15 protein-coding genes and 1 pseudogene are annotated in these 20371 nt (G+C 69.7%); 2 read left to right on the forward strand and 14 right to left on the reverse strand.

Annotation, left to right across the window (positions count from 1 at the left end; translation table 11 throughout):
• Positions 1-187: 187 nt before the first annotated feature.
• The 5 genes from AB0L95_RS19445 to AB0L95_RS19465 form a co-directional block, all read right to left on the reverse strand.
• Entirely contained in the window at positions 188-1165 is a 978-nt protein-coding gene (locus AB0L95_RS19445; RefSeq protein ID WP_365162900.1) for a hypothetical protein, read from the reverse strand.
• Between the two features lie 146 nt (positions 1166-1311).
• A complete protein-coding gene (locus AB0L95_RS19450; protein ID WP_365162901.1) occupies positions 1312-2115 on the reverse strand; it encodes a DUF2690 domain-containing protein in 804 nt (267 codons plus the stop codon).
• Between the two features lie 251 nt (positions 2116-2366).
• Complete coding sequence (locus AB0L95_RS19455) at positions 2367-2999, reverse strand: hypothetical protein (protein WP_365162902.1); 633 nt, start codon at positions 2997-2999, stop codon at positions 2367-2369.
• Between the two features lie 199 nt (positions 3000-3198).
• Positions 3199-4719, reverse strand: coding sequence for a hypothetical protein (locus AB0L95_RS19460; RefSeq protein WP_365162903.1), 1521 nt, complete (start codon positions 4717-4719; stop codon positions 3199-3201).
• A 224-nt stretch (positions 4720-4943) separates the two neighbouring features.
• Positions 4944-6191: a serine hydrolase domain-containing protein gene (locus AB0L95_RS19465; protein ID WP_365162904.1), complete on the reverse strand. Its 1248-nt coding sequence runs from the start codon at positions 6189-6191 to the stop codon at positions 4944-4946.
• A gap of 705 nt (positions 6192-6896) precedes the next feature.
• On the opposite strand from AB0L95_RS19465, the gene AB0L95_RS19470 reads away from it, so the two are divergent.
• Positions 6897-7490 carry a hypothetical protein gene (locus AB0L95_RS19470; protein WP_365162905.1) on the forward strand — a complete coding sequence of 198 codons (594 nt, stop codon included), beginning with the start codon at positions 6897-6899 and terminating at the stop codon, positions 7488-7490.
• 689 nt (positions 7491-8179) lie between these two features.
• Here AB0L95_RS19470 and AB0L95_RS19475 read toward each other — a convergent pair.
• Genes AB0L95_RS19475 through AB0L95_RS19485 form a run of 3 tightly spaced genes read right to left on the reverse strand, consistent with a single transcriptional unit; the run spans position 8180 to position 10989 of the window.
• Positions 8180-8896 (reverse strand): NAD(P)-binding domain-containing protein, encoded by a 717-nt coding sequence (locus tag AB0L95_RS19475; RefSeq protein ID WP_365162906.1) that lies wholly within the window; start codon positions 8894-8896, stop codon positions 8180-8182.
• Positions 8897-8915: 19 nt separating this feature from the next.
• Complete coding sequence (locus AB0L95_RS19480) at positions 8916-9947, reverse strand: LLM class flavin-dependent oxidoreductase (RefSeq protein WP_365162907.1); 1032 nt, start codon at positions 9945-9947, stop codon at positions 8916-8918.
• Positions 9940-10989: an LLM class flavin-dependent oxidoreductase gene (locus AB0L95_RS19485; RefSeq protein ID WP_365162908.1), complete on the reverse strand. Its 1050-nt coding sequence runs from the start codon at positions 10987-10989 to the stop codon at positions 9940-9942. The genes AB0L95_RS19480 and AB0L95_RS19485 overlap by 8 nt, the downstream gene beginning before the upstream one ends.
• 107 nt (positions 10990-11096) lie before the next feature.
• Here AB0L95_RS19485 and AB0L95_RS19490 point away from each other — a divergent pair, with 107 nt between their 5' ends.
• Positions 11097-11570: a MarR family transcriptional regulator gene (locus AB0L95_RS19490; protein ID WP_365162909.1), complete on the forward strand. Its 474-nt coding sequence runs from the start codon at positions 11097-11099 to the stop codon at positions 11568-11570.
• A 304-nt stretch (positions 11571-11874) separates the two neighbouring features.
• Here the strand turns inward: AB0L95_RS19490 and AB0L95_RS19495 are convergent, their stop codons facing one another.
• The 6 genes and pseudogenes from AB0L95_RS19495 to AB0L95_RS19520 form a co-directional block, all read right to left on the reverse strand.
• Entirely contained in the window at positions 11875-12768 is an 894-nt protein-coding gene (locus AB0L95_RS19495; protein ID WP_365162910.1) for an MBL fold metallo-hydrolase, read from the reverse strand.
• A gap of 153 nt (positions 12769-12921) precedes the next feature.
• Positions 12922-13167 (reverse strand): helix-turn-helix domain-containing protein, encoded by a 246-nt coding sequence (locus tag AB0L95_RS19500; RefSeq protein ID WP_365163136.1) that lies wholly within the window; start codon positions 13165-13167, stop codon positions 12922-12924.
• Positions 13153-13473 (reverse strand): annotated as a pseudogene (locus tag AB0L95_RS19505) (recombinase family protein); the annotation flags it as partial. The pseudogene AB0L95_RS19505 and the gene AB0L95_RS19500, both read right to left, overlap by 15 nt.
• A 175-nt stretch (positions 13474-13648) precedes the next feature.
• Positions 13649-16177 (reverse strand): tetratricopeptide repeat protein, encoded by a 2529-nt coding sequence (locus AB0L95_RS19510; RefSeq protein WP_365162911.1) that lies wholly within the window; start codon positions 16175-16177, stop codon positions 13649-13651.
• The gene (locus tag AB0L95_RS19515) at positions 16174-16545 is read right to left on the reverse strand and encodes a hypothetical protein (RefSeq protein ID WP_365162912.1); all 372 of its coding nucleotides are present in this window, start codon (positions 16543-16545) and stop codon (positions 16174-16176) included. Before AB0L95_RS19515 ends, AB0L95_RS19510 begins: the two co-directional genes overlap by 4 nt.
• 120 nt (positions 16546-16665) lie before the next feature.
• Positions 16666-19785: a Tn3 family transposase gene (locus AB0L95_RS19520; RefSeq protein ID WP_365162913.1), complete on the reverse strand. Its 3120-nt coding sequence runs from the start codon at positions 19783-19785 to the stop codon at positions 16666-16668.
• Positions 19786-20371: the final 586 nt, after the last annotated feature.

A 20371-nucleotide genomic window follows, 5' to 3' on the forward strand; every position in this document is an offset into this window, starting at 1 on the left:
GTGCGGGCACCGCGATGACTCACCTTGACAAGAGGCCGGAGCGACCGGCGTGGACGGAAGCGGACACTGGGGGCGGGACACTCTGCCCTTGGCTCTCCCGGGCACTCCCCTCGACCCTACATTCCGTAGGGGCACAGAGCGCCCTGCCAAGGGTAGGAGTCAGGCAAGGACGGGCAGCGCACTGCACCTAGCAAGCCCCGTCCTCCGCGCCCACGGCATGTCTCTCGGACGCATACGCAGGGTCGCCCCCCGCCGACTCCGCGCGCTGACGGAGGAACGGCACCAGCCCTCGTTCCAGCACGGCGTTCTCCCAGCTCTCCCGGGCCCGGCACACCTCGGGATCTCGGTCGGCGGGATGGCCCGGGCGGCAGCCGGAGCGGCTGCGCGCGCCCGTCACCAGGATCCAGGCGAGGTCGCCGAGAGCCGCCCCCGCCGTCACGGCGGCGGCGATCACCCCGGCCATCACGAGCCCGTCGCCGATGTGCGGGCGAACAGCTAAGGCACGCAGCCCGAACCCGCACAGCAGGAACACACCGGTGGCCACGGCCCCGAGGCTCGGGACGAGGACCGCGAGGACTCTTTTCGTATCGCCGTCGACAGCCGGAGCATCACTTGGCGTAGTGGAATCGTCATCCGAGGGGGTCCCGTACGTCCGGCCGTCGTCACCCGGAACTTCACCGTGCGTACGGGCGTCGTCGCCCGCAGGACCGGCGGGCGTACGGTCGTCGGTGCCAGTGGTACTGCTGGGCGTACGGTCGTCAGCGCCGGTAGTACTGGTGGGCGCGCGATCGTCATCACCCACGGAACCGTCCGACATGCGATCACCGTCCGCCGCGGCACCGTCCGACGCCCAATCGCCCGACACCTGATCGCCAGACGCCCAATCACCAGACATGTGATCGCCCGACACCTGATCACCGTCGCCCGAGGACCCGTAGCGGTCGACTGCGGCGGCCCGGAGCGCGAGATAGCGGCTGTACTCGGCGGCGGCGACACCGACGAGGCGGGCACGCTCCTCCAGGGCCTTGGCGCGCAGCTCCGCCCGGGACGCGCACGCGCCTGCGGCCTCGAGCGCGGCCGCGATCTCCGGGGCGTCCAGCGCCCGGTCGACCATCCCCTCGAAGGTCGTGCCGACCACTGGTGACGGCTCGTCGGACTCCTGCACGCGGATCCCCCGATCGGCGACAACGGGCCGGTCGATACCGACCGGCAGGGCGGACGAGCCAAACCCTACAACATGTAGGACATCCGCCAGGAGCAGAGCGTTGACACGTCATACCCCCTGCGCCCGCCCCCGGGCCGATCATCCGCTCAGCGCCCGCCCGTGGGTTCGGCATCGAGGCCGGTGCACGCCACTTTGCCGTCCACCTCGGCACATGCCTCCACGCCTTCGGGTGAACTCACGGCAAGCATGGGGCTGCTCGAACCCGCGGTGCCGTCTCCCGGGTACGACGCGGAGAGCACGTCCCGTCCCGACCGCACATAGATGACGCGGGCATCCATGGCCCGCGCCTGGACCTCGGCCCAGGCGGCACCGCAGGACGGCGAGTACTGAAGCCGCACCGCGTACGAGGCGTCCCGGACCGAACTCTTGGTCTGCGCGTCCCGGTCGCAGGCGGAGACGTCCGGCAACTGCCCCTGGCAGGACGCGCCCCGACAGCGGGGCGAGGGCGCGGCCGGACGGCCGGACGGCGCGCCCGAGCGGTGTGCCGCGACGAGGGTCAGGGTCACCGCGGTCACCACGACGACCAGGGCGAGCGCCGGCCGTGTCAGCCGCCGGGGCCGGACGGACTCCGACGGGAGGACGTCGTACGACGGCTCGTCCGGGCCCTGGGGGCGGTCGGCCGCCTCCCACAGGGCCAGTACGGGGGCCGGATCGACGCCGACGAGCCCGGCGAGCGCCTCCACGGCCGAACGGGGCGGCCGCTGCGTGCCGTTGAGATAGCGATGCCAGGCGGACTTGCTGTACGGGGTACGTGCGGCCAGGGCCGCGAGGCTGAGGCCGGTGCGCTCTTTCAGGCCGCGCAGCTCCGTCACGAACGGTCCGTCCGGCTCGGCCGACGGGACCGCCGCCGTCCGCCAGGGCGCCGCCGTCCGTGCTGCGCCGGCCTTCACGGTCTGGATCCTTGGGGCTGTCGCATGCTGGATCCTTGAGGCTGTCGCATGACCTGTCCCTCAACGCTGATTCCACTTTGGGCGGTTCGCCCTTGGTTGTCAGGATGTGTTCCCGGGATGGTGGTGCCGCCACACATGGAAACCGGTATGAACAAGGTGAGTTGCCAGGAGCCGAGCACGCCGAAGACCTGCCCGGCACACACAGGTGACCGGGCAGGCCTGTCCCTTCGGGGGGAGAGAGAAGGGACGCCTCAGCACCAGGGCACGGCGCTCCGGGTGCGGACGTAGTGCGCGGAGACATAGGCCCTGCTGCCGGCGAGGCGGTACCACCGCCGGTTCCCATGGACGTACGAGCCGTGCCTCTTGCAGGCCAGCAGCAGCCGGCCGTTGACGTGGCGGTGTCCCACCACGCGGTAGCCGGTGCCCGGACCGGAGCGGATGTTCAGCGGGACGTAGCGGGTGGTGACACGACCGACGACACGGTACGCGTGGTGCCGGTACGCCGCGCCCGTCACATAGCCGGTGCGGTGGCCGTACGCCGACCCGGTCAGGTAGCCGACGCGGTGGCGGTACGCCGTGTGGGCGCCGTAGCCGATGCGGTGCTGCGTCGTGCGCGGGATGTGGCGGAGGTGGCAGCTGTAGCCGACGCGACGGACGTGGCGGACATGACGCACGTAGCGCTGGCAGAGTGCGGAGCGGTGGGCGCGGTGCCGGACCGGCACATGCCGGGTGGCGGCGGGGAGCGTGTGCGGGCGGTACTGGACCGTCGCGACGACCGGCGCCGGGGCGGCCCGGTCGCCCTCCACGGCGACTGCGGCCGTGGGCACGAGCGCGAGCATCGCGACCGCGGCGAGCAAGCCGCCCTGCAGTGTCCGACGAATCATGGAAACCTCCGTGCTGACGTTGCCGATCACGAGGCGTGATCTCACGTCGCCCAGCGTTTCCGTGCCGGGGGCCCGGAATTCCGTTTCGCTGTTCCGGGGATGGGCGGAACGTCCCGTGGGACGGACACGGCCGGCCCGCGCCTGGTGGCGAGCGCCATGCGCGGCGCTCGCCACCAGGCGGGTTGTCGGCGGATCGCTTCTAGACGGCGCCCGAGGCGAGCTTCCACTCCCGGTGGAACGTGCCCAACGGAATCGTGCGCTGGAGGACGGGCGTGCCGAAGACGGACAGCTGCAGTTGCAGCGCACCGCTCAGATCGACACCGCCGTACAGCGCCCACGCCCCGGCCGCGCCTGCCGCCGGCGGTGCACCCGGGCTCGCGGCCGCGCTCGCCGCCGCCGACGCCTCGCCCCGCAGGTACGGCGCCAGGTCGGCGGTGACGCCCACCGCGCCGTACAGGCCGACGGAGGCCTGCGCGCCCAGCGCTCCCTTGACGTTCCCCGCGGCCGTCAAGGAGGTGCGTACCGGCGTGCTCGTCATCGCGGACTCGTTCACGGGCGTCCAGCCCTGGCCCGGACCGTAGGTGCCGCCCGCCTTGAAGTCGCCCTTGAGATCCTGTTCCACCGCGACGGTCACGTTTCCGTCGCCACTGATCTCGAAGTAGCAGGTCAGGTCGAGGTTGACGACGACGGGGATCGAGCCGACCTGGAGCACGGGGTCGGCGTGGAGCTTCGCGAAGGGCACCCGTACCGGCTTGGCCGTGACGCCGACACGCCCCTTCAGGGACCACCGCGAGGCCCAGCCGCCCGACACGCCGAGGTAGGCCGAGGCGGGCCCGGCCTGTCCGGCCCGGGCGGTGGCGCCACCGGTGCCGTCACCGCCGTAGGAGAAGTCGACCTCGGGCGCGACCTGCACATACCCGGCCACGGTGGCGTCCGCCGACACCGGAGTGCCGGCGGGGGTGGGCACATCGGCCCGGAGGTCGACGCGCAGACTGCCCAGCGGGAGCTTCGCGCCCTCGGGCCCCGCGTGGATGTCCCCCGTCTTGGCCCAGGAGACCTTCACATCGGGCAGCAGCCGCTCGACGTCGAAGGACGAGGGGTCGACGGGAACCGTGCCCTTGGCCTTGTCGTCGCCGAGCAGGGTGTCGAGGGTGGTCGGCGCGGTCTGCACCTCGGTGCCGTCACCGGTCTCCCCGATCACCTTGGTGACCTTGGCGAGGAGGCCGTCCGGGGCGCCGGGCGCGGGCGCGCTGGCGATGACGTCGCCGATGGCGATCCGCCCCGGCTCGGCGGAGCGGTTCGGGGTGCCGGACGGGGTCGCCGCGGGCGATGCCGGCCCCGTGGACGACGCCGCTGCCGTGGGTGATCCGGGTGCAGTGGACGATCCCGACGGCCTGGGCGTCGTTCTGACCGCCTGTGAGATGACGGCCCGTCGGGTGTGACGGTCGTACGAGCTCACCTTCAGCGTGCTGCGGTGGGCCCGCGTGTCGGTCGCACCCGGCCGGGCGAGTGCGGTGGACGTGGCGGCGGGCGCCGCTTTGACCGCGAGAGCGCTGTCGGCGTCCCCGGCCGCGATGGCGGACGCCTCGGGCTGTCCGGCGGGCGCCGCGCCGGAGGCGGAGGAGGAGCCGGACCCCGACGCGCAGCCGGAGGCGAGCAGCAGCACGGATGCGGTGAGTGCGGGCATGAGGGCACGCAGGTGCCCCTTGCGGATACGCAAGATCTGTCCTGTGGTGGTGGGGGGTTGCAGAAGGGCCCGACGGTGCGTTCATACCGACGGGTAACAAGGCGTGAGCATGCCATGAAGATGTGAAGCCTCGCTCCACATTCCGACCCCGGACACTTGCGATGTGAGCAACGCAACGAACGCCGACCGGACGCGGCGCACCTTCGAAACCGCTTTCGGTCAGCGGGAGTTGAGGCGTGGACGGCGACGGCCGTCCCTCATTCGGCCGACGGCCGTACGGGCAGACCGAAGACGTGCTCCGGCGTGGCGATCTTCGTGATGGCTTCGCCGAAGATGCTGCTGGGCTGCTGCCCGTCGCGGCGGACGTCGGTGTTCAGCAGCACCACGAGGGTCGTCCGCGTCGACGGCAGATAGACGGCCAGGGATTCATAGCCCGGCAACGAACCGTTGTGCCCGATCCAGCCCTGCACATCGAAGACGCCGAGCCCATAACCGACGCCGGGGGCGGCGGCCGGGGACGCGATGAGCCGCTGCCGCTGCAGGGCCGGGCTGATCAGGGCGGTGCCGTCGGGCAGAGTGCCGGTGGCCACTGTGCGCGCCCACACCCGCAGATCCTGCAGATCGGAGATCATCGCGCCGGCCGCCCAGGCCCAGGAGGGGTTCCAGTCGGTCGCACTCTCGGTCTTCCGGCTCGCGGTCTGGTCCGTGTACCCCTGGGCATGCGGGTCCGGGAAGGCGGCGTCGACCGGGAAGCGCGTGTGGTCCAGGCGGGCCGGCCGGAGGATGTTCTTCTGGATGAACTCACCGAGCGGCTGCCCGCCGGCCTTCTCCACGACCATGCCGAGCAGGACGAGGTTGGTGTTGCTGTAGTCGAACTGTTGTCCGGGTGGAAACAGCACGGGGTGCTTGAAGGAGTAGCCGAGCAGCTCCCGCGGTGTGAACGACCGCCTCGGATCGGACGTCAGCGCCCGAAGGAACGTCTCGTCCTCGGAGTAGTTGAACAAGCCGCTGCGCATCCCGGCCAGCTGGCGCAGCGTGATCCTGCTTCCGCCGGGCACGCCGTCGACGTACTTCCCGATCGGGTCGTCCAGCCCCACCCGGCCCCGCTCGGCCAACTGGAGCAGCGCCGTCACGGTGAACGTCTTGGTCTCGCTGCCGATCCGCATGTACAGATCCGGCGCCATCGGGCGACCCGTGCCCTTGTCGGCGACCCCGAACGAGCGTACGTAGCTGCCCTTGCCGGGCGTCCACAGTCCCACGGTCACGCCGGGGACGTGCACCTCCCTCATGATCCCCTGAACGGCCGCGTCGAGCTGCCGTTGCACAGCGGGCCCGAGGGCCGGTGCCTCGTCGGCGGGCAGCGACGGGGACGCGGGCATATGGGGTACGTCGACGGTGACCGTGACGGCGGCGGGTTCCCCTTCCTCCTGCCCCCGCACGGCTCCCCACACGGCTCCGGCCGCGATCGGCAGTCCGAGCGCGCCCACCCCGGCGGCGATCGCCACACCTTTACGCAACCGTCTGCACGCACGCACCATGAGCCGACTCCCACCGTGAACAGACCCGCGACCACGCGGAGGACGCAGGCCACAGGTCCCGAGGTCAGCCTAAGAGCGCCCGCGCGACCCCGCCTGTCGGCGTGTCACCCGCTCACCGGGAGGCCCGGAACCACGACACGCCGACGCCACGACCGATTCACCCGTTCGCCGAGGACACCCTCCGGGGCCGCGACCGGACCGCTCCCCGGCCGCGCCCGCCGAGGATCCGACGGCCGGCCGGCCGTCCGGCCACCCGGTTCGAACCACCCGTCGTCCGACGGGTCCGGCGACCCCGCCGACCGACACGGGACCGGCCGGTCACCCTTCCCTCACGCTCACATGAACTGCCTTCACCACGAAGGGAGTTAACGACTGATGAGAGGCGTAGACGGCGTCACCTCACACGTGCGCTCCCCCAGTTGGGACGGCCTCGGCGGTGCACCCCCAGGCCCCATGACGGCAGGCCACCGCATTCGGGCCGAGGCGGGCCGCGGCACGTCGTGGCAGGCCATGGGGCCCCGGCCCCGCATGACGAGGCGTCAGCGCCACTATTACTCCAAAAGGATTCTTCGTAATATTTTCAGCATGTCTGATATGACATACAAGAAGATGATCTGTACGTTCAATCTCGCATCGGCTCACAGCCGACGTCTCTCAGACAGGAGAAGCAACATGGCAACGCGTTCCACTGTGGTGACCGCCGCCCTGGCGGCCGGCGCGGCCCTGGTGGCCACCGGTATCACCTACGCCAACGCCGCCTCCGAGCCGGCCCAGGCGGCGGCTGCGGTCGCCGCCCCGGCTCCCGCCGCCGCTCCCGCTGCTCCGGCGGCGGGCGCTCCGGCCTACTCCGAGGGCAGCAACGGCAACGGCAACAACAACGGCAACGGCAACAGCTACGGCAACAACAACGACAACTCCAAGGGCCACGAGGGTGGCGAGGAGGAGGAGAACGAGGAGGAGGGCCACCACAAGGGCGAGGGTCGTATCTTCGTCAACGAGCGGGAGTACTCGCCCCACGAGAGCAGCTGCATCACGGTTGTCAGCGGCCTCGGGGCGAACAGCCTCAACGTCCGTAACGACAGCAAGAAGACCGTAGAGGTCTTCAACGGTGCGACCTGCGACAACGGCGCTCCTATCGCCACTGTCGGTCCCCACAGCTCCAGCAACGGCCTCTTCACCCGCCACGTCCGCGGCGGAGTGAAGGTCAAGCACGGTGTGGTGGGTAGCATCCGGATCGTGCACCGTCACAAGGGGTACGACGACTGACAGGGGCACTCGTGTTGCCCACACAACGAGAACCCCGGCCCGCCGGAATCGGGCCGGGGTTCCGGTCTGTAAGGACCTGACCGGTGTGTCCGCGTTCCACGTTAATCCTTTGCCGAACGACCCGCGTGTCGATCACGTAAAAAGCGAGACGTTGAGCTAAGGGCGCATCGGGCGGCGGCGCCCCGCCGGTCCCCGTGGGGCGCCGCCGTCGCCCTCCCGATGCCGGACACGGAGGCACAACCGGCTCCCGGCCGGGCGTGATCCCCGCCTCCGGACGGGCAACGGCCCGGCCGACCACCCGTCCCGCCAGTCGGGTGATGTCGTGCCCGACAACGCCCGTACGCGCGAAGTGATGCCGAGCCCACGGTCCATGCGCCGTGGCGGGGCGCCTGGACCACACGTACCGACGTCACTGGACCCCGTCCAGCACGAGGCGGACCTGCTCGCCGAACGCCCTGTGCTGTTCGTGGCCCGCACCCGGGTCCGGGACTGGCCATACGCGTGGCGCGCGTACTCCCCCTCCCCCTCCCCCTCCTCGGGGGGGGTTCGACCGCTGCAAAGGTCGGTGCGAGGGCGGTGGCCGGACACACCTCGAAATGCAGCGGCGTGTGCTCGGCCAACGGGGACGGGGCGTCGGCGGACAGGCGGCCCCCACGGGGCGAGGGTCAGCGGCCCTCACGGAGCAAGGGTCAGGCGGTGTGTTCGGTCGATGCCGCGGCAGCGGTCCGCGCGCCGATCACGGTCCGCCCACGGTCCGATTCGGGGAAGCGGTCGAGCATCGCGCGCAGTTCCCCGGCGCCGACATGGGCGCCGAAAGGTTCGGTGCCCGGTTCGAGCCGTACCCCTTCGGCGAGGGGGCCTGCCGTGACGGGGTCGAAGCCGACAGCGTCGACGAGATGCACGACGGCGGAGAGGTCGTCCGGAGCGTCACCGGCGATCGCGATCGCCTTACGTCCCGGCGCCCCCGCGGGCCGGGCCCCGTCTTCGAGGTCGTGGTATCCCATGTGGTTGAACGCCTTGACCACACGCGCTCCGGACAGGTACGCCTGCACGATCTCGCTCGAGGAAGTGAGCGGGTCGGTGAGGTCCTCGCGAATGCCGTCGACTTCCCACCAGTAGTTCATCGCGTCGATGACGAGCTTGCCCCGCAGCGCTTCGGCGGGAACGGTGCGGTATTTGCCGAGCGGGAGCGCCAGGATGATCATGTCCGCCCCCGCCGCGGCCTGCGCGGCGGTGACCGGGACAGCACCCGGCGCGAGGACCTCGACGGTGAGGGCGATCTTGGCGGGGTCGCCGGATCCGGCGACGAGCACGCGGTAGCCGGCTGCCAGGGCGAGTCGTGCCAGTACGGTCCCGACTTTCCCCGCGCCCAGGATGCCGACGGTGCGCACGGCAGGGGTGTCCATGCCTTCTCCGTTCATGGCGTCAGCCCGCGAGAAGGTCGCGGACCATCGGGATCACCTTGGTGCCGTACAGCTCCACGGCGCGCAGGCGGGCGCTGATGGGCTGTGTCCCGCTGGTGTAGATGAGGTCGAACCGGCCGACGTCGAGCGCCTTGACGGCGCGGGCCATCTTGCGGGCGACCGTCTCGGGAGAGCCGATGTAGAGGGAGCCGTGCTCGATCTCGGCGTCGTACTCCTCCTTGCGGATCGGCGGCCAGCCCCGCAGCGCGCCGATACGGTCCCGGATGACCCGGTAGTACGGCCAGTGCAGCTCCCGGGCCTCCTCGTCCGTGTCGGCGATGAAGCCGGGCGAGTGCATGCCGACCGGATGGGCGGTCGTGCCGAACTGGTCGGTGGCACGCTGGTAGAGGTCGATGTAGGGCGCGAAGCGCTCCGGGGTGCCGCCGATGATGGCGATCATGAGCGGGAGCCCGTAGTGCGCGGTGCGGACGACCGACTGGGGTGAACCGCCGACTCCGACCCAGGTGGCCAGGTGCCCGGACTCGGTCTTGGGGAAGACGTCGGCGTCGTCGAGCGGAGCCCGCTTGGTGCCGCTCCAGGTGACGGGCTTCTCCTTGAGCAGTTTGGCGAAGAGCTCGATCTTCTCTTCGAACAGCACGTCGTAGTCGCTCAGGTCGTACCCGAAGAGGGGGAACGACTCGGTGAAGGAGCCACGCCCGAGGATCACCTCGGCCCGGCCGTTCGAGAGCGCGTCCACGGTGGAGAAGCGCTGGAAGACGCGGACCGGGTCGTCGGAGCTCAGCACGGTCACGCCGGAGGACAGACGGATGCGGCTCGTGCGGGTGGCGATGCCGGCGAGGACCGTCTCCGGAGTCGAGATCGCGTACTCCGGGCGGTGGTGTTCACCGAGGGCGATGACGTCGACGCCGGTCTCCTCCGCGAGAAGGGCCTCGTCGACGACCTGCCGGATGGCTCGCGCGTCGGACACCGGATTGCCGGAGTCGTCCGTCGGCACATCGCCGAACGTGTCCAGACCGAAGACGAGATCAGACATGGGTGGGCTCCTTCGTGAGCAGTTGCTTCACCCGCGGGGCGACTTCGCGGCCCAGCAGCTCGATGGTGCGGGCTCGGGCTTCCCGGGGCAGGTTCATGACGTCGTACTTGAGGTCGAAACGGCTCAGGTGCAGGTCCCGGGCCATCGTGGCGATCTTGCGGGCGACCGTCTCGGGTGAGCCGACGAAGAGCGCGCCCGCCTCGACCTCCTGCATGTAGCGCTCACGGGTCGGCTGGTAGAACCCGCGTTCCTCCGCGAGTCGGGCCACGACCGGCTGCCAGTACGTCCACCAGGTCTCGACCGCCTCCTCATCGGTGTCCGCGACCATCCCCAGTGAGTGCTGGGCGACCGGTCGCCTGGCGTGCCCGAACTCTTCGAGTGCGCGGTGGTAGAGCTCGACGTGACCGGCGAAGCGCTGGGGGCGTCCGCCGATGACGGCCAGCATGAGCGGCAGGTCGTAGCGGGCCGCACGGACCACGGAGTTCGGGCTGCCGCCCACACCAATCCAGGTGGGGATGCCGCCGGTCGGCATCCGGGGATGCAACTGTTGCTCGACGAGCGGCGGCCGGAACTTCCCCGACCAGGTCACCGTCTCCTCGCGCTGGAGACGCATGAACAGGTCGAGCTTCTCCTCGAACAGCTCCTCGTAGTCGGCGAGGTCGTAGCCGAACAGCGGGAACGAGTCAGTGGCTGACGCCCGCCCGAGGACGAGCTGAGCGCGTCCGTTCGAGACCGCGTCCAGGGTGGAGAACTCGTGGTACAGCCGCACCGGATCGTTTGTGCTCAGTACGGTCACCGCGGTGCCGAGTCGGATGCGTTCCGTCGCGGTGGCGATCGCGGCGAGCAGAACCGGGGTGGCGCTGTCGTTGTGGCCTCGGCGGTAGTGCTCACCGACGCTGAACACGTCGAGCGACACGGCTTCGGCGAGCCTGGCCTCCTCGACGATCAGGCGAACGGTCTCGGCGTCGCTCAGCGGGCCCTCGGCATCGGTCGCGACCTCCCCGAACGAGTTGAGCCCCAGCTCAAAGCCTTGGGTCGTCATGGACTCCTCCTGCTGCGCTCCCGGCCGTAGGACACGGACCGAGTTCATTGACACGTCAATCATCAGTCCATATGATTGACGTGTCAACAAGAGAGGGTGGCGACACCATGCCAGAGCGACGGAAGGCCTATCCCACCTCTGAGGAACTGCGGATCTGGCGGGACTTCATCGAGACGACGGAAGCGCTCCGCTCCGAGCTCTCGTCACGCATGCAGAGGGAGTCCTCCTTGTCGCCGGGCGACTACGCCGTACTCCTCGCTCTGCGAGAGGCGGAAGGGCGGCGACTGCGTTCCTCCGAACTGGCGGCCCGCATCGGCTGGGAGCGCAGCCGTCTCTCGCACCAGATCGGGCGTATGGAGCGGCGAGGGCTGATCCGGCGCGAGGAGTGCGTCACCGACAGCCGAGGCGCCGAGGTGGTACTCACGCCGCAGGGCGCGGAAGCGTTCCGGGACGCGTCCCTGCCCCATCTGCGCGACGTGCACGAGCTGTTCGTGAACACCCTCACACGGGACCAACTCGCCGCCGCTGAACAGATCGCGACGGCGCTTCGGAACGGTCTGAAGGTGCCGCGCGACACCTGAGGAGGGTTTCCTGCGGACCGGCCGAGACCGCATACAGCGGTCCGGGCCCGTAGGGGCGAGCCGGTCGGGGTCGAGGCGGAGGACGCCTCCCGCTGTCCGGCCGACGCCGGCCGGACGCGGACGGAGCGGGTCAGCACGAGGTAAGGACGGCGCCCGGTTCGGTGGGTCGCCGCGTGGGCAGTGGCGATCTGCCTGCGCCCGGATCAGTGCCCGCACTCGCACCGCGATGACAGTGCAGACCCTCGACCCGGTCCGCTACGTGCGCATGGCTCACAAGCGCCTGCGGCAGCGCCTCCGCATCGGATCACAGCCAGGCGGTGAGCAGGTTCTGCACGGGGTCACCGCCTTCGCGTGCGAGATACAGCGCTCGCGAGCTGACCCACAAAACCGTCGTACCGAGACGCTCGGGGTAGCGCCTGATCATGGTGTGGAAGAACTCGACGGGGGTGTCGTGCGTGGCCAGGGTGACCTCGGCGTCGTCGAGGTACCGGCGGGTCTCGGCGATGAGCCGTGCCGCGTCGTCGTCGAGGTTCTTGTTCTGGTGGCTCGCGACGATCCGGCGCGGCCCCAGCGCGGCGACGGCGTCGATGGCCTTCCGCCAGGCCCCGAGACTTCCCTCGGCCGCCTCACCGAGGTATTGGTGCACACCGTTGTAGAGCACGTCGCCGGCCACCACCAGATCGAGGTCCGGCACATGCAGCACGGTGCAGTCGTCGCTGTCCGCGTGCCCGACTTCCACGATGCCGAGGTCGTGTCCTTCGAGGGTGAGGCGGTTGCCGGGTACCGTGACGGCCGTGACGGGGGACGGCGGGATCTGGCCCGGCCACATCACATCCCACAGCACCTCCCTGGCGGCCACGTTGTTGTGCATCTGCTCGATGGTGGCGGCCGAGGCCACCACCTGCGCGCCGAAGCGTTCGGCGAGCATATGGGCGGTGAACCAGTGGTCACCGTGTCCGTGGGTGGCGACGATGTGCGTCAGCCGCTTCCCGCTCGCCGCGACCCAGTCTCCGACCGTTCGCGCCTGCCCACGGGTCATGGGCGGGTCGACGAGTACGGCGTCCTGCCTGCCGTGGACGAGGGTGACCGCGACGGGCTGGTAGACACGGGGCTCCCCATTGGGCAGCAGCCCGGGGACGCTCTGCGGCACGGGGTCGAGGACGAGGACGTCGTGACCGAGGGCGGTGTCGCTGGACATGGTTTCTCCTTGCGAGGGTGAGCCGGTTGGCGCGCCTGGTCGAGGAAGCGCACGACATCGCTCGCGAACTCCTCGTGGTGCTGGAAGAGGAAGCCGTGGGCCGCGTCCGGGGGTGCCGGTAAGAACTCTGCCACCAGCCGCAAACGGCGGTGATCAGTCCTCGGACCTGGTGGGTTGGGGCAGCTCCGGCGTGCTCGTCGCCTCAGCGAGTGCGAGGCGACCGCCCTTCAGCTCGGGAACATAGTTGTAGATCGTGTTCCTGGAGACGCCGAGGAGCTTCGCGATCGAGGTGACGGTGTTCTCTGGGCGGGCGAGCAGGTCGCGGGCGTGACGCACCTGCTCCTCCGTCATCGCCGGCGGGCGTCCGAGTCGGACGCCGCGGGCGCGAGCGGCGTCCAGGCCCTCGTTGGTGCCCTGCACGATGAGTTCGCGAATGAACTCCGCCAGGGCCGCGAACACGTGGAAGACCAGGCGTCCGCCGGGCGTGGTGGTGTCGAGCGCCTCGTGCAGCGAGGTGAAGCCGACACTACGCTTGCGCAGGCCGGACACGATCGCGATGAGGTCCTGGATAGAACGGCCGAGCCGGTCCAGCGACGGGACGACGAGGGTGTCACCCTCGCGCAGGTAGTCGAGGGCTTTCCGCAGTTCCTCGCGTTCGGCGCTCTTGCCGGACTTCTTGTCGGCGAAGATCCGGATGCATCCTGCTTCGGTGAGTGCGAGGAGATCGGTGGTGTCATCGTCCTGGGGTGGCTGGCACCCGCCAGATCGTACAGAAAACGGTGCCCATCAAGTTCTTGAGCACATCGACTTTCTGACACCGTTTTATGGGCATGATCCGGCCCTGATCTGGCCTCGAACTCATACTTGCCGATCTTGCTCATCAATCGGTCGGTTCCTGAACAGCTATGTCTGCGGGGTGCTGTGCTTGCAACTGCGCTAAGTTTTCGGCAGCGCTGGGTGCATCAGCGGCGCCAATGCGCCTGTAAATATTCACCGCTTGGCGGAGGTCGGCGAGGGCGGCCTGCCACTGGCCGGTCCGTACCTGGCAGCGGGCGATTCCTTCGAGGGCGTGGGCCTCGTCCAGAGGACTTTGCACCTGACGTGCCAGGTGCAGGGCCTCCCGGTACGCGACTTGTGCCTCTTGCGGTCCAGTGGATGCAGCCAGGAGTGCGCCGGTGCTGTTGAACGCCTCGGCCTCGCCCTGGACGTCACCGACCTCCCTGAACAGGCTCCTAGACCGCTTCAGTAGGTCGGCGGCTGCGGGATAGTCCGCAGTTGCAGCCCGCACGCGGCCCAAGTCTTGCAGTGCGTTGGCCTCGCCATGGCGGTTGCCGATGGTGCGGAAGAGGTCCAGTGCCTGCTGCCCTAGGTCGGCGGCTGCCGGATAGTCCCCAGTCGCAGCTCGCACGCGGCCCAGGTCTCCCAGGGCGTAGGCTTCGCCGCTGCGGTTGCCGATGGTGCGGAAGAGGTCCAGTGCCTGCTGCCCTAGGTCGGCGGCTGCCGGATAGTCCCCAGTCGCAGCCCGCACGCGGCTTAGTTCCTCCAGGGCGTAGGCTTCGCCGCTGCGGTTGCCGAGGCTCCGGTACAGGTTCAGTGCCTGCTGTTCCAGGTCGGCGGCTGCCGGATAGTCCCCAGTCGCAGCCCGCACCTGGCCCAGTTCCCGCAGGGCATTGGCCTCGCCGAGGCGGTCGCCGAGGCTCCGGTACAGGTTCAGTGCCTGCTGTTCCAGGTCGGCGGCTGCCGGATAGTCCCCAGTCGCAGCCCGCACGCGCGCCAGGTCCCACAGGGCGTGCGCCTGACCTCTGCGGTTGCCGATGGTGCGGAAGAGGTTCAGTGCCTGCTGTTCCAGGTCGGCGGCTGCCGGATAGTCCCCAGTCGCAGCCCGCACCTGGCCCAGTTCCCGCAGGGCATTGGCCTCGCCGAGGCGGTCGCCGGTGCGGTGTGCGGTGGTTGCCGCGGTCTCGTGGAGGCTCATGGCCTCGTGCCAGGGGCCTTGCTGGCGGAGGTAGGCGGCCAGGGCGGCGGTGAGGCGGATGGCGTGGGAGTGCTGTGCGGTGGCGTGAGCCTGGTGGATGCAGGCGGTGAGATTGGGGTGTTCGGTGCGCGTCCAGGTCAGGGCCTGCTGGTGGGTGGCCACACTGGGTGCAGCAGGGGCAGTGCTGGGGACCGGGGCGGTGGGGCGGGAGCTGTCAGTGAGGTGTCGGTCGGCAGTCTCAACGGCGTGCTGGTAGTAGTCCAGCAGCCGCCTGGCGGCGGCTTCACGCACGTCGGCCGGATCGTGTCCGGTGGTGAGGGTTCGGGCGTAGGCGCGTAGTAGGTCGTGTAAGCGGTAGCGGCCGACGGCCGGGGAGTGGATGAGGTGGTCCTCGTACAGGGCTTCGAGTTCGCACCGGGCCTTGGAAAGGGGAATATCGGCGAGGGCTGCGGTGGCGTAGGCGTCGGTGTCGGGGCCGGGGTGCAGGCCCAGGTAGCGGAAGAGGCGCTGCCGCTCGGGTGGGAGGGCGCGGTAGGACATGTCGAAGGCGGCTTTCACCGCGCGGTCGCCGGTGGCGAGTTCGCCGAGCTGGTCCTGGGCGGCAGCGAACTCGTCGGCGTAGTCGGTCAGGTTCCAGTGGGGGTGGTGGGCGAAGCGGCCGGCGAGCAGGGCGATGGCCAGGGGGAGGAAGCCGCATAGCTCCACGATCCGGGCGAGGGCTTCGCTGCTGGCCGTTGTGGTGGGGGTGCGGTGGGCGAGACGGGTGAACAGTAGGGCCGCATCCGCCGACGAGAGGGTGTCCAGAGGCAGTGGGGTGGCGCCGTCCAGGGCGGTGAGGCGGTGGCGGCTGGTGACCAGTACCAGGCAGCCTTCCGAGCCGGGCAGGAGCGGCTCGACTTGGGCGTGGCTGGCGGCGTCGTCGAGCACCAGAAGCATCCGTCGTCCGGTGAGCCGGTCGCGCCACAGGCCGGCGCGGGCGTCCAGACCGTCAGGGATGCTGGGAGGGTCGATACCGAGGCTGAGCAAGAGGGCGGCGAGGGCGTCAGCTGGGTCGGCCGGGTTGTGGCCGGCGGTGTGGGCGTTCAGCCGCAGGAACATCTGCCCGTCCGGATAGCGGCTTGTGAGCTGGTGGGCGGCGTGGACGGCGAGAGCGGTCTTGCCGACCCCGGGCATGCCGTCGATGGTGTGGATAGCCACGACCCGGGATGGCTGCGTTGCGGCCAGGATCTGGTCCACCTCGGCCTGTCGGCCGGTGAAGGCGGCCACGTCCCGCGGCAGCGTCCGCAGCGCCGTGACCGGTGCCGGGGCCGCAGGCGCCTCCTGGATGACGTACTGGTCCCGCCCGGCCACATAGCCCTGCGCGTTGCCGTCGGCGTGCATCTCAATACGCACCTGTGCCGTCGCGTCTTCGCCCCTGCTCGCGGGGGTGGTCATGAGCCTGTGATGTGCTGGTCGCGGCCGGCCATGTACACCCGCGCGTGGTCACGGGCCTCGGCGCGCATGACGATCGACTGGACGCCGCGCTGTTCGTCCGGTGGCAGCGCCGGGACGAGGTGCTCCTGGAACAGACGCCGGAGCTCGCCGGCCGCCGCGGGATCGTCCGAGAGCAGCCGCTGGAGCCGCAGGCGCCAGACCCCTGTCAGCGCCTCTTCGGTGTCGTGGTCATGTTGCTCGCGGGCACTGAGAACGCCCGCGCGCAGAGTTTCCAACTCGGCCCCGATATCGTCCGCGTGTTCGGGGTGAAGCCGGTGCCACAAGGCTGCCGTGGCCGCCCTGGCCTGTTGCCAGGCGTCCGTGGCCATCGCACCCACCAACGCCGTCCCGGCAGCCAACACCAACGGGTCCATTCCGCCCCCTCGCAGAAAAAACCAAATAATAACTACTCATTCTTACGACCCGAAAAAGGTATTTACCAGCCAATATCAGCCCATCCCAGGTATCTCGTCGACGGCTGCCCTCAGGGGCCCCTGCACCAGCAGGTTGCCTCCCGTGTCGACGGCGGCGGCGTCTTCTCCGCCGCTGGAGACGTACGGGTTACGCAGCGAGTGCGTGCCAGGCATGGCAGCCACAGAGAGGGCAAGCCGGGTATCCATGTCGAGGTTCACCTCACCGTACGGGCGGACATGCGACCAGAACAATGGGGTCAGGCCGCGCCGGTCGGCCGGGGTGAGGAGCCTGGCCCACTCCGGTTCGTCGAGGATGTCCTGGAGCATCAGGGTGTTCACGTAGACCAGGGCGGACTGGAGGCTCCGCAGGCACAGGACGAACATCTCCTGCTCGTCGCGCCGGTTCGAGGCGATCTCCCCGCCCTTGCCGTAGGCGATCACGGAGTTCGCTCCGTTGGAGGACTCCATCACGTTCAGGCCCTCCTCGATCTCCCGTTGAAGGTCCCTCAGCCGCAGATAGCGGGCCACGAAGATGGTCTTCTGCGCGCGGCCGACCTCCAGCATTGCCGCGTAGGTGGGGTGGGAGGCGTTGCGGGTGAAGCGGCGCAGGATCGCCTCGGTGGACGCGGTCCGCGTTCGGATCGCGGTCGCGTACTTGATCATCTGGTCGTACTGCTGGGCGATGAGTTCCCAGCGGATCGGGCGGGTCAGTGCCGGCGTGAGGCTGGGGTAAGCGTCCGGGTCGCCGGCCGCCGACCGGTACAGCTTGACCTTGTTGATCCGCTTGATGCGGGGCAGCAGGTCGAAGTTCAGCAGCCGGGTGATGCCGAAGCCGATTTCCGACTGGCCATGGCTGTCTGTGTAGTTGGCCTCGACGTCCATGGTGGTGCCGTGCCGCATCGCGCCCTCGACCATCGCGGCGACCTCGGAGGCGGTGCAGTTGATCAGCTGGGAGTGGATGGCCAGGGACTTCTTCTCCACGTGCCAGTAGATGAGCACCCCGCGGCCGCCGTAGCGTGAGTGCCACTCGGTGAACAGGTTCTGGTCGTAGGCGCGCACGTGGATGGAGTCGGAGGCGACCGCGGTCGAGCCCTGGCCCCACAGATCGGCGCTGCGGGCGGCGAAGGTGGCGTTCGCTATCTGGATGGCGATGGCGCGGGCGGCCTCGGCGGACAGGTAGCGGCGGCGGACGTAGCGCAGTTCGTCCTCGGTGTGGCCGTGGCCGCCGAAGGCGACGGCCTTGATCCCGGTATTCGTGCCGTAGGCGTAGATCACCAGGAGCAGGCGCTCGGCCAGTACCTCCGCCGAGAGAGAGCCGCCGCCGGAGACAGAAGTGACCGCGTCCAGGCAGCCCGTGCGCAGGACGGCCTCTTTGAGCATGTCGATGAGCGGCACGATGCCCCATCGGCGCTGTACCTCAACCTTGATCCTGCGCAGGTTCTTCGGCTCGGGCTGGGCCTCGGCCGGGGTCAGCCGGATCGCCCCGGACTTCCGCTCGGCGATGTCCAGCCAGCTCAAGCGCGGCATCCCATCGTTCAGCAGCGTCAGTTCGGTGGTCATCTGCTCGCGCAGCTCGTCGACGAAGACGGCAGCGTCCAGCGGCTTGCGCAGCTCGCGGTAGTTCTCCTCGCGCCGCTCGGCGAAGTCCTGGGGCAGGTCCTCGTCCGGGTTGCGCCACTTGTCGGCGCCGACCACCCAGATCTCCTTGCACTTGAGCTGGTCGCGCAGGGCCTGGAAGGCAACAACCTCGTAGACCATGCGCACCACACGGCGTCGGCCGCGCTTGTCGGTACAGTGGACAACCTCCGCCCAGTCCCCGCCCATCGCCTTGTGCACGGGCACGGTCTCACCCAGCGGGTAGTACGTGGTGTTGCCCGCCGCCGCGTACCGGGCCACCAGCGCCAACGCCTCGATCACCGGCCGGTGCGTGTGGTTGGACGAACGGAACTCCAGCACATCCAGCAGCTTGATCAGCCCGCGCCGGTAGTGGTTGGTGTACGACGCCTTCAGCGTCGTCTGCACCGTGCGCCGGTAGACCGGGCCGCGGGTCTTGAACTCGTGCACCAGCTCCCGCAGCGTCTGCTCACCGCCGGACACCGCCGGGTAGACGACCTCGCGGACCGTGCCCTCCGGCTCGCCGATCGACGCGTCGGCGAGCTTAAAGAGGATGCTCTCCTTGCCCGACACCTTCTTGAACGCGTTGACCAACTGCTCGGTGACCTTCTTCTCCGCCCGCGCCCCGATCCGGTGCACCGTGGATATCAGCAGCTCCACCAGCGTGTCCGTGATCTCCCGCTCCCGCTCGTGCAGCAGCGCGGCCAGCAGCGTCACCCGCAGCGGCAGCGGGTGCGTCCGCAAGTGCGACGGGGATTCCACCGCGGCCCGCGCCCGCCATCCGGCCACCACCTTCGGCGCGACGTCGGCGAACAGGTCCGGCGGCAGCCCGATCGCACGGACCGCTAGCAGCTTGTCGATCTCGGTGAGCATCGTCTCCAGGCTCACATTGCCCGGAGCCTCCTTGATCTTCCCCAGGACCGGCGGGCCGTCCTCGCCCTCACCTGTACCGGCTTCATCGGGTATGGCGTCGTCCGCCTGGTCGGCGCCAGCGACCAGGGCGACGATCCGCTCCGTGCTCTCCACCGTGAGTCGCGCCGAGATCCCCGCCGTCAGCGTCTCCTCAGCCACTCGCAGCGTGGCGCCCACGATCCGGTCGCACCGCCCCGGAGTCGGCGGCTCAATGCTCTCGGTGCGGCAGCGAGCCAGCAGTTCCACCCGTACCTGCTCCGGCCGCCGCTCCTTGCACGCGACGTGCTCGGCGAGCCAGGCGGTCAGCTTGTCCGCATCCGCAACGCTGCACTCACGAAAGCCCAGGTGCCCGCGGATCTGCGCGCGGTGGTACTCAACCGTCCGGCCGGTCCACTCGTACACGTCCAGCTCGGCGGCGGGTACCTGTACCTGCCGGGCGACGAACTCCACTGCCTCGCCCGGCAACTCGAACCGGCTCCGGGGAAACCGGCCGTACTGCGTATAGAACTTCAGCAAAACGGCGAAGCCCAGTCGCGTCGCACCGCGCTTGCCGGACACGAGCCCCTGCTCGTCCTTCAAGAGTGTCCAGTGCTCGACCAGGTCGTCCAGGTCCAAAGGGGTACGGGCCACGGTCGTAGATCGTCCTCTCGGGGCTTCACCCCGCGCAGCTGTACGACCCCGGACTCACTCACACGAGTGACATCCTCGCAAGATCACCACCGTTTGCGGCTGGTGACAGCATTCTTACCGGCGCCCCCAGTCCTGGACCGACGACCGCGACCGCCGGCACGCCACCCACATCCCTGACGAGCGAGCCTTCACCACCAAGCCCGACCCGGCCAAGGCCATGGTGCTGTCGCCGGTCCAGATGACGCGGAGGCCAGCCCCCGTCGCCCGCCCGTCCGCATCATGCAGGTCCCGTCGGACCGCCTCGACCAGCCGGGAGCTGGAAACGGTCCGGGCCGAGCGGGAGGAACTCGCCTGCGCGGAGCAGGTGCTCGTCCGGTTGCACGCGCAGGCCGAGGCGGAGACGGCTGCACCGGCCGGCCGCCGACCACCCCGGGCGGTCCTCCGAAATCACCACCGCCCGTCATCACGACATCACACGCCATCTCCGCAAGGCCGGACTCGGCGCCCGCTGACAGATGATCTACAACCCGGACAACGAGCCACGACCAGCACGAGCCCCAGCGAGAGCCATCACACCGGCCCCGCG

This window comes from Streptomyces sp. NPDC052036, from assembly GCF_040680495.1.
In the GTDB taxonomy this organism is placed as follows: Bacteria; Actinomycetota; Actinomycetes; order Streptomycetales; family Streptomycetaceae; genus Streptomyces.

Coding starts and splice junctions, on each gene's coding strand:
- AB0L95_RS19455 (WP_365162902.1), bottom strand. CDS start 2,999: ATGATTCGTCGGACACTGCAGGGCGGCTTGCTCGCCGCGGTCGCGATG.
- AB0L95_RS19470 (WP_365162905.1), top strand. CDS start 6,897: ATGGCAACGCGTTCCACTGTGGTGACCGCCGCCCTGGCGGCCGGCGCG.
- AB0L95_RS19475 (WP_365162906.1), bottom strand. CDS start 8,896: ATGGACACCCCTGCCGTGCGCACCGTCGGCATCCTGGGCGCGGGGAAA.
- AB0L95_RS19480 (WP_365162907.1), bottom strand. CDS start 9,947: ATGTCTGATCTCGTCTTCGGTCTGGACACGTTCGGCGATGTGCCGACG.
- AB0L95_RS19485 (WP_365162908.1), bottom strand. CDS start 10,989: ATGACGACCCAAGGCTTTGAGCTGGGGCTCAACTCGTTCGGGGAGGTC.
- AB0L95_RS19490 (WP_365162909.1), top strand. CDS start 11,097: ATGCCAGAGCGACGGAAGGCCTATCCCACCTCTGAGGAACTGCGGATC.
- AB0L95_RS19495 (WP_365162910.1), bottom strand. CDS start 12,768: ATGTCCAGCGACACCGCCCTCGGTCACGACGTCCTCGTCCTCGACCCC.
- AB0L95_RS19510 (WP_365162911.1), bottom strand. CDS start 16,177: ATGACCACCCCCGCGAGCAGGGGCGAAGACGCGACGGCACAGGTGCGT.
- AB0L95_RS19515 (WP_365162912.1), bottom strand. CDS start 16,545: ATGGCCACGGACGCCTGGCAACAGGCCAGGGCGGCCACGGCAGCCTTG.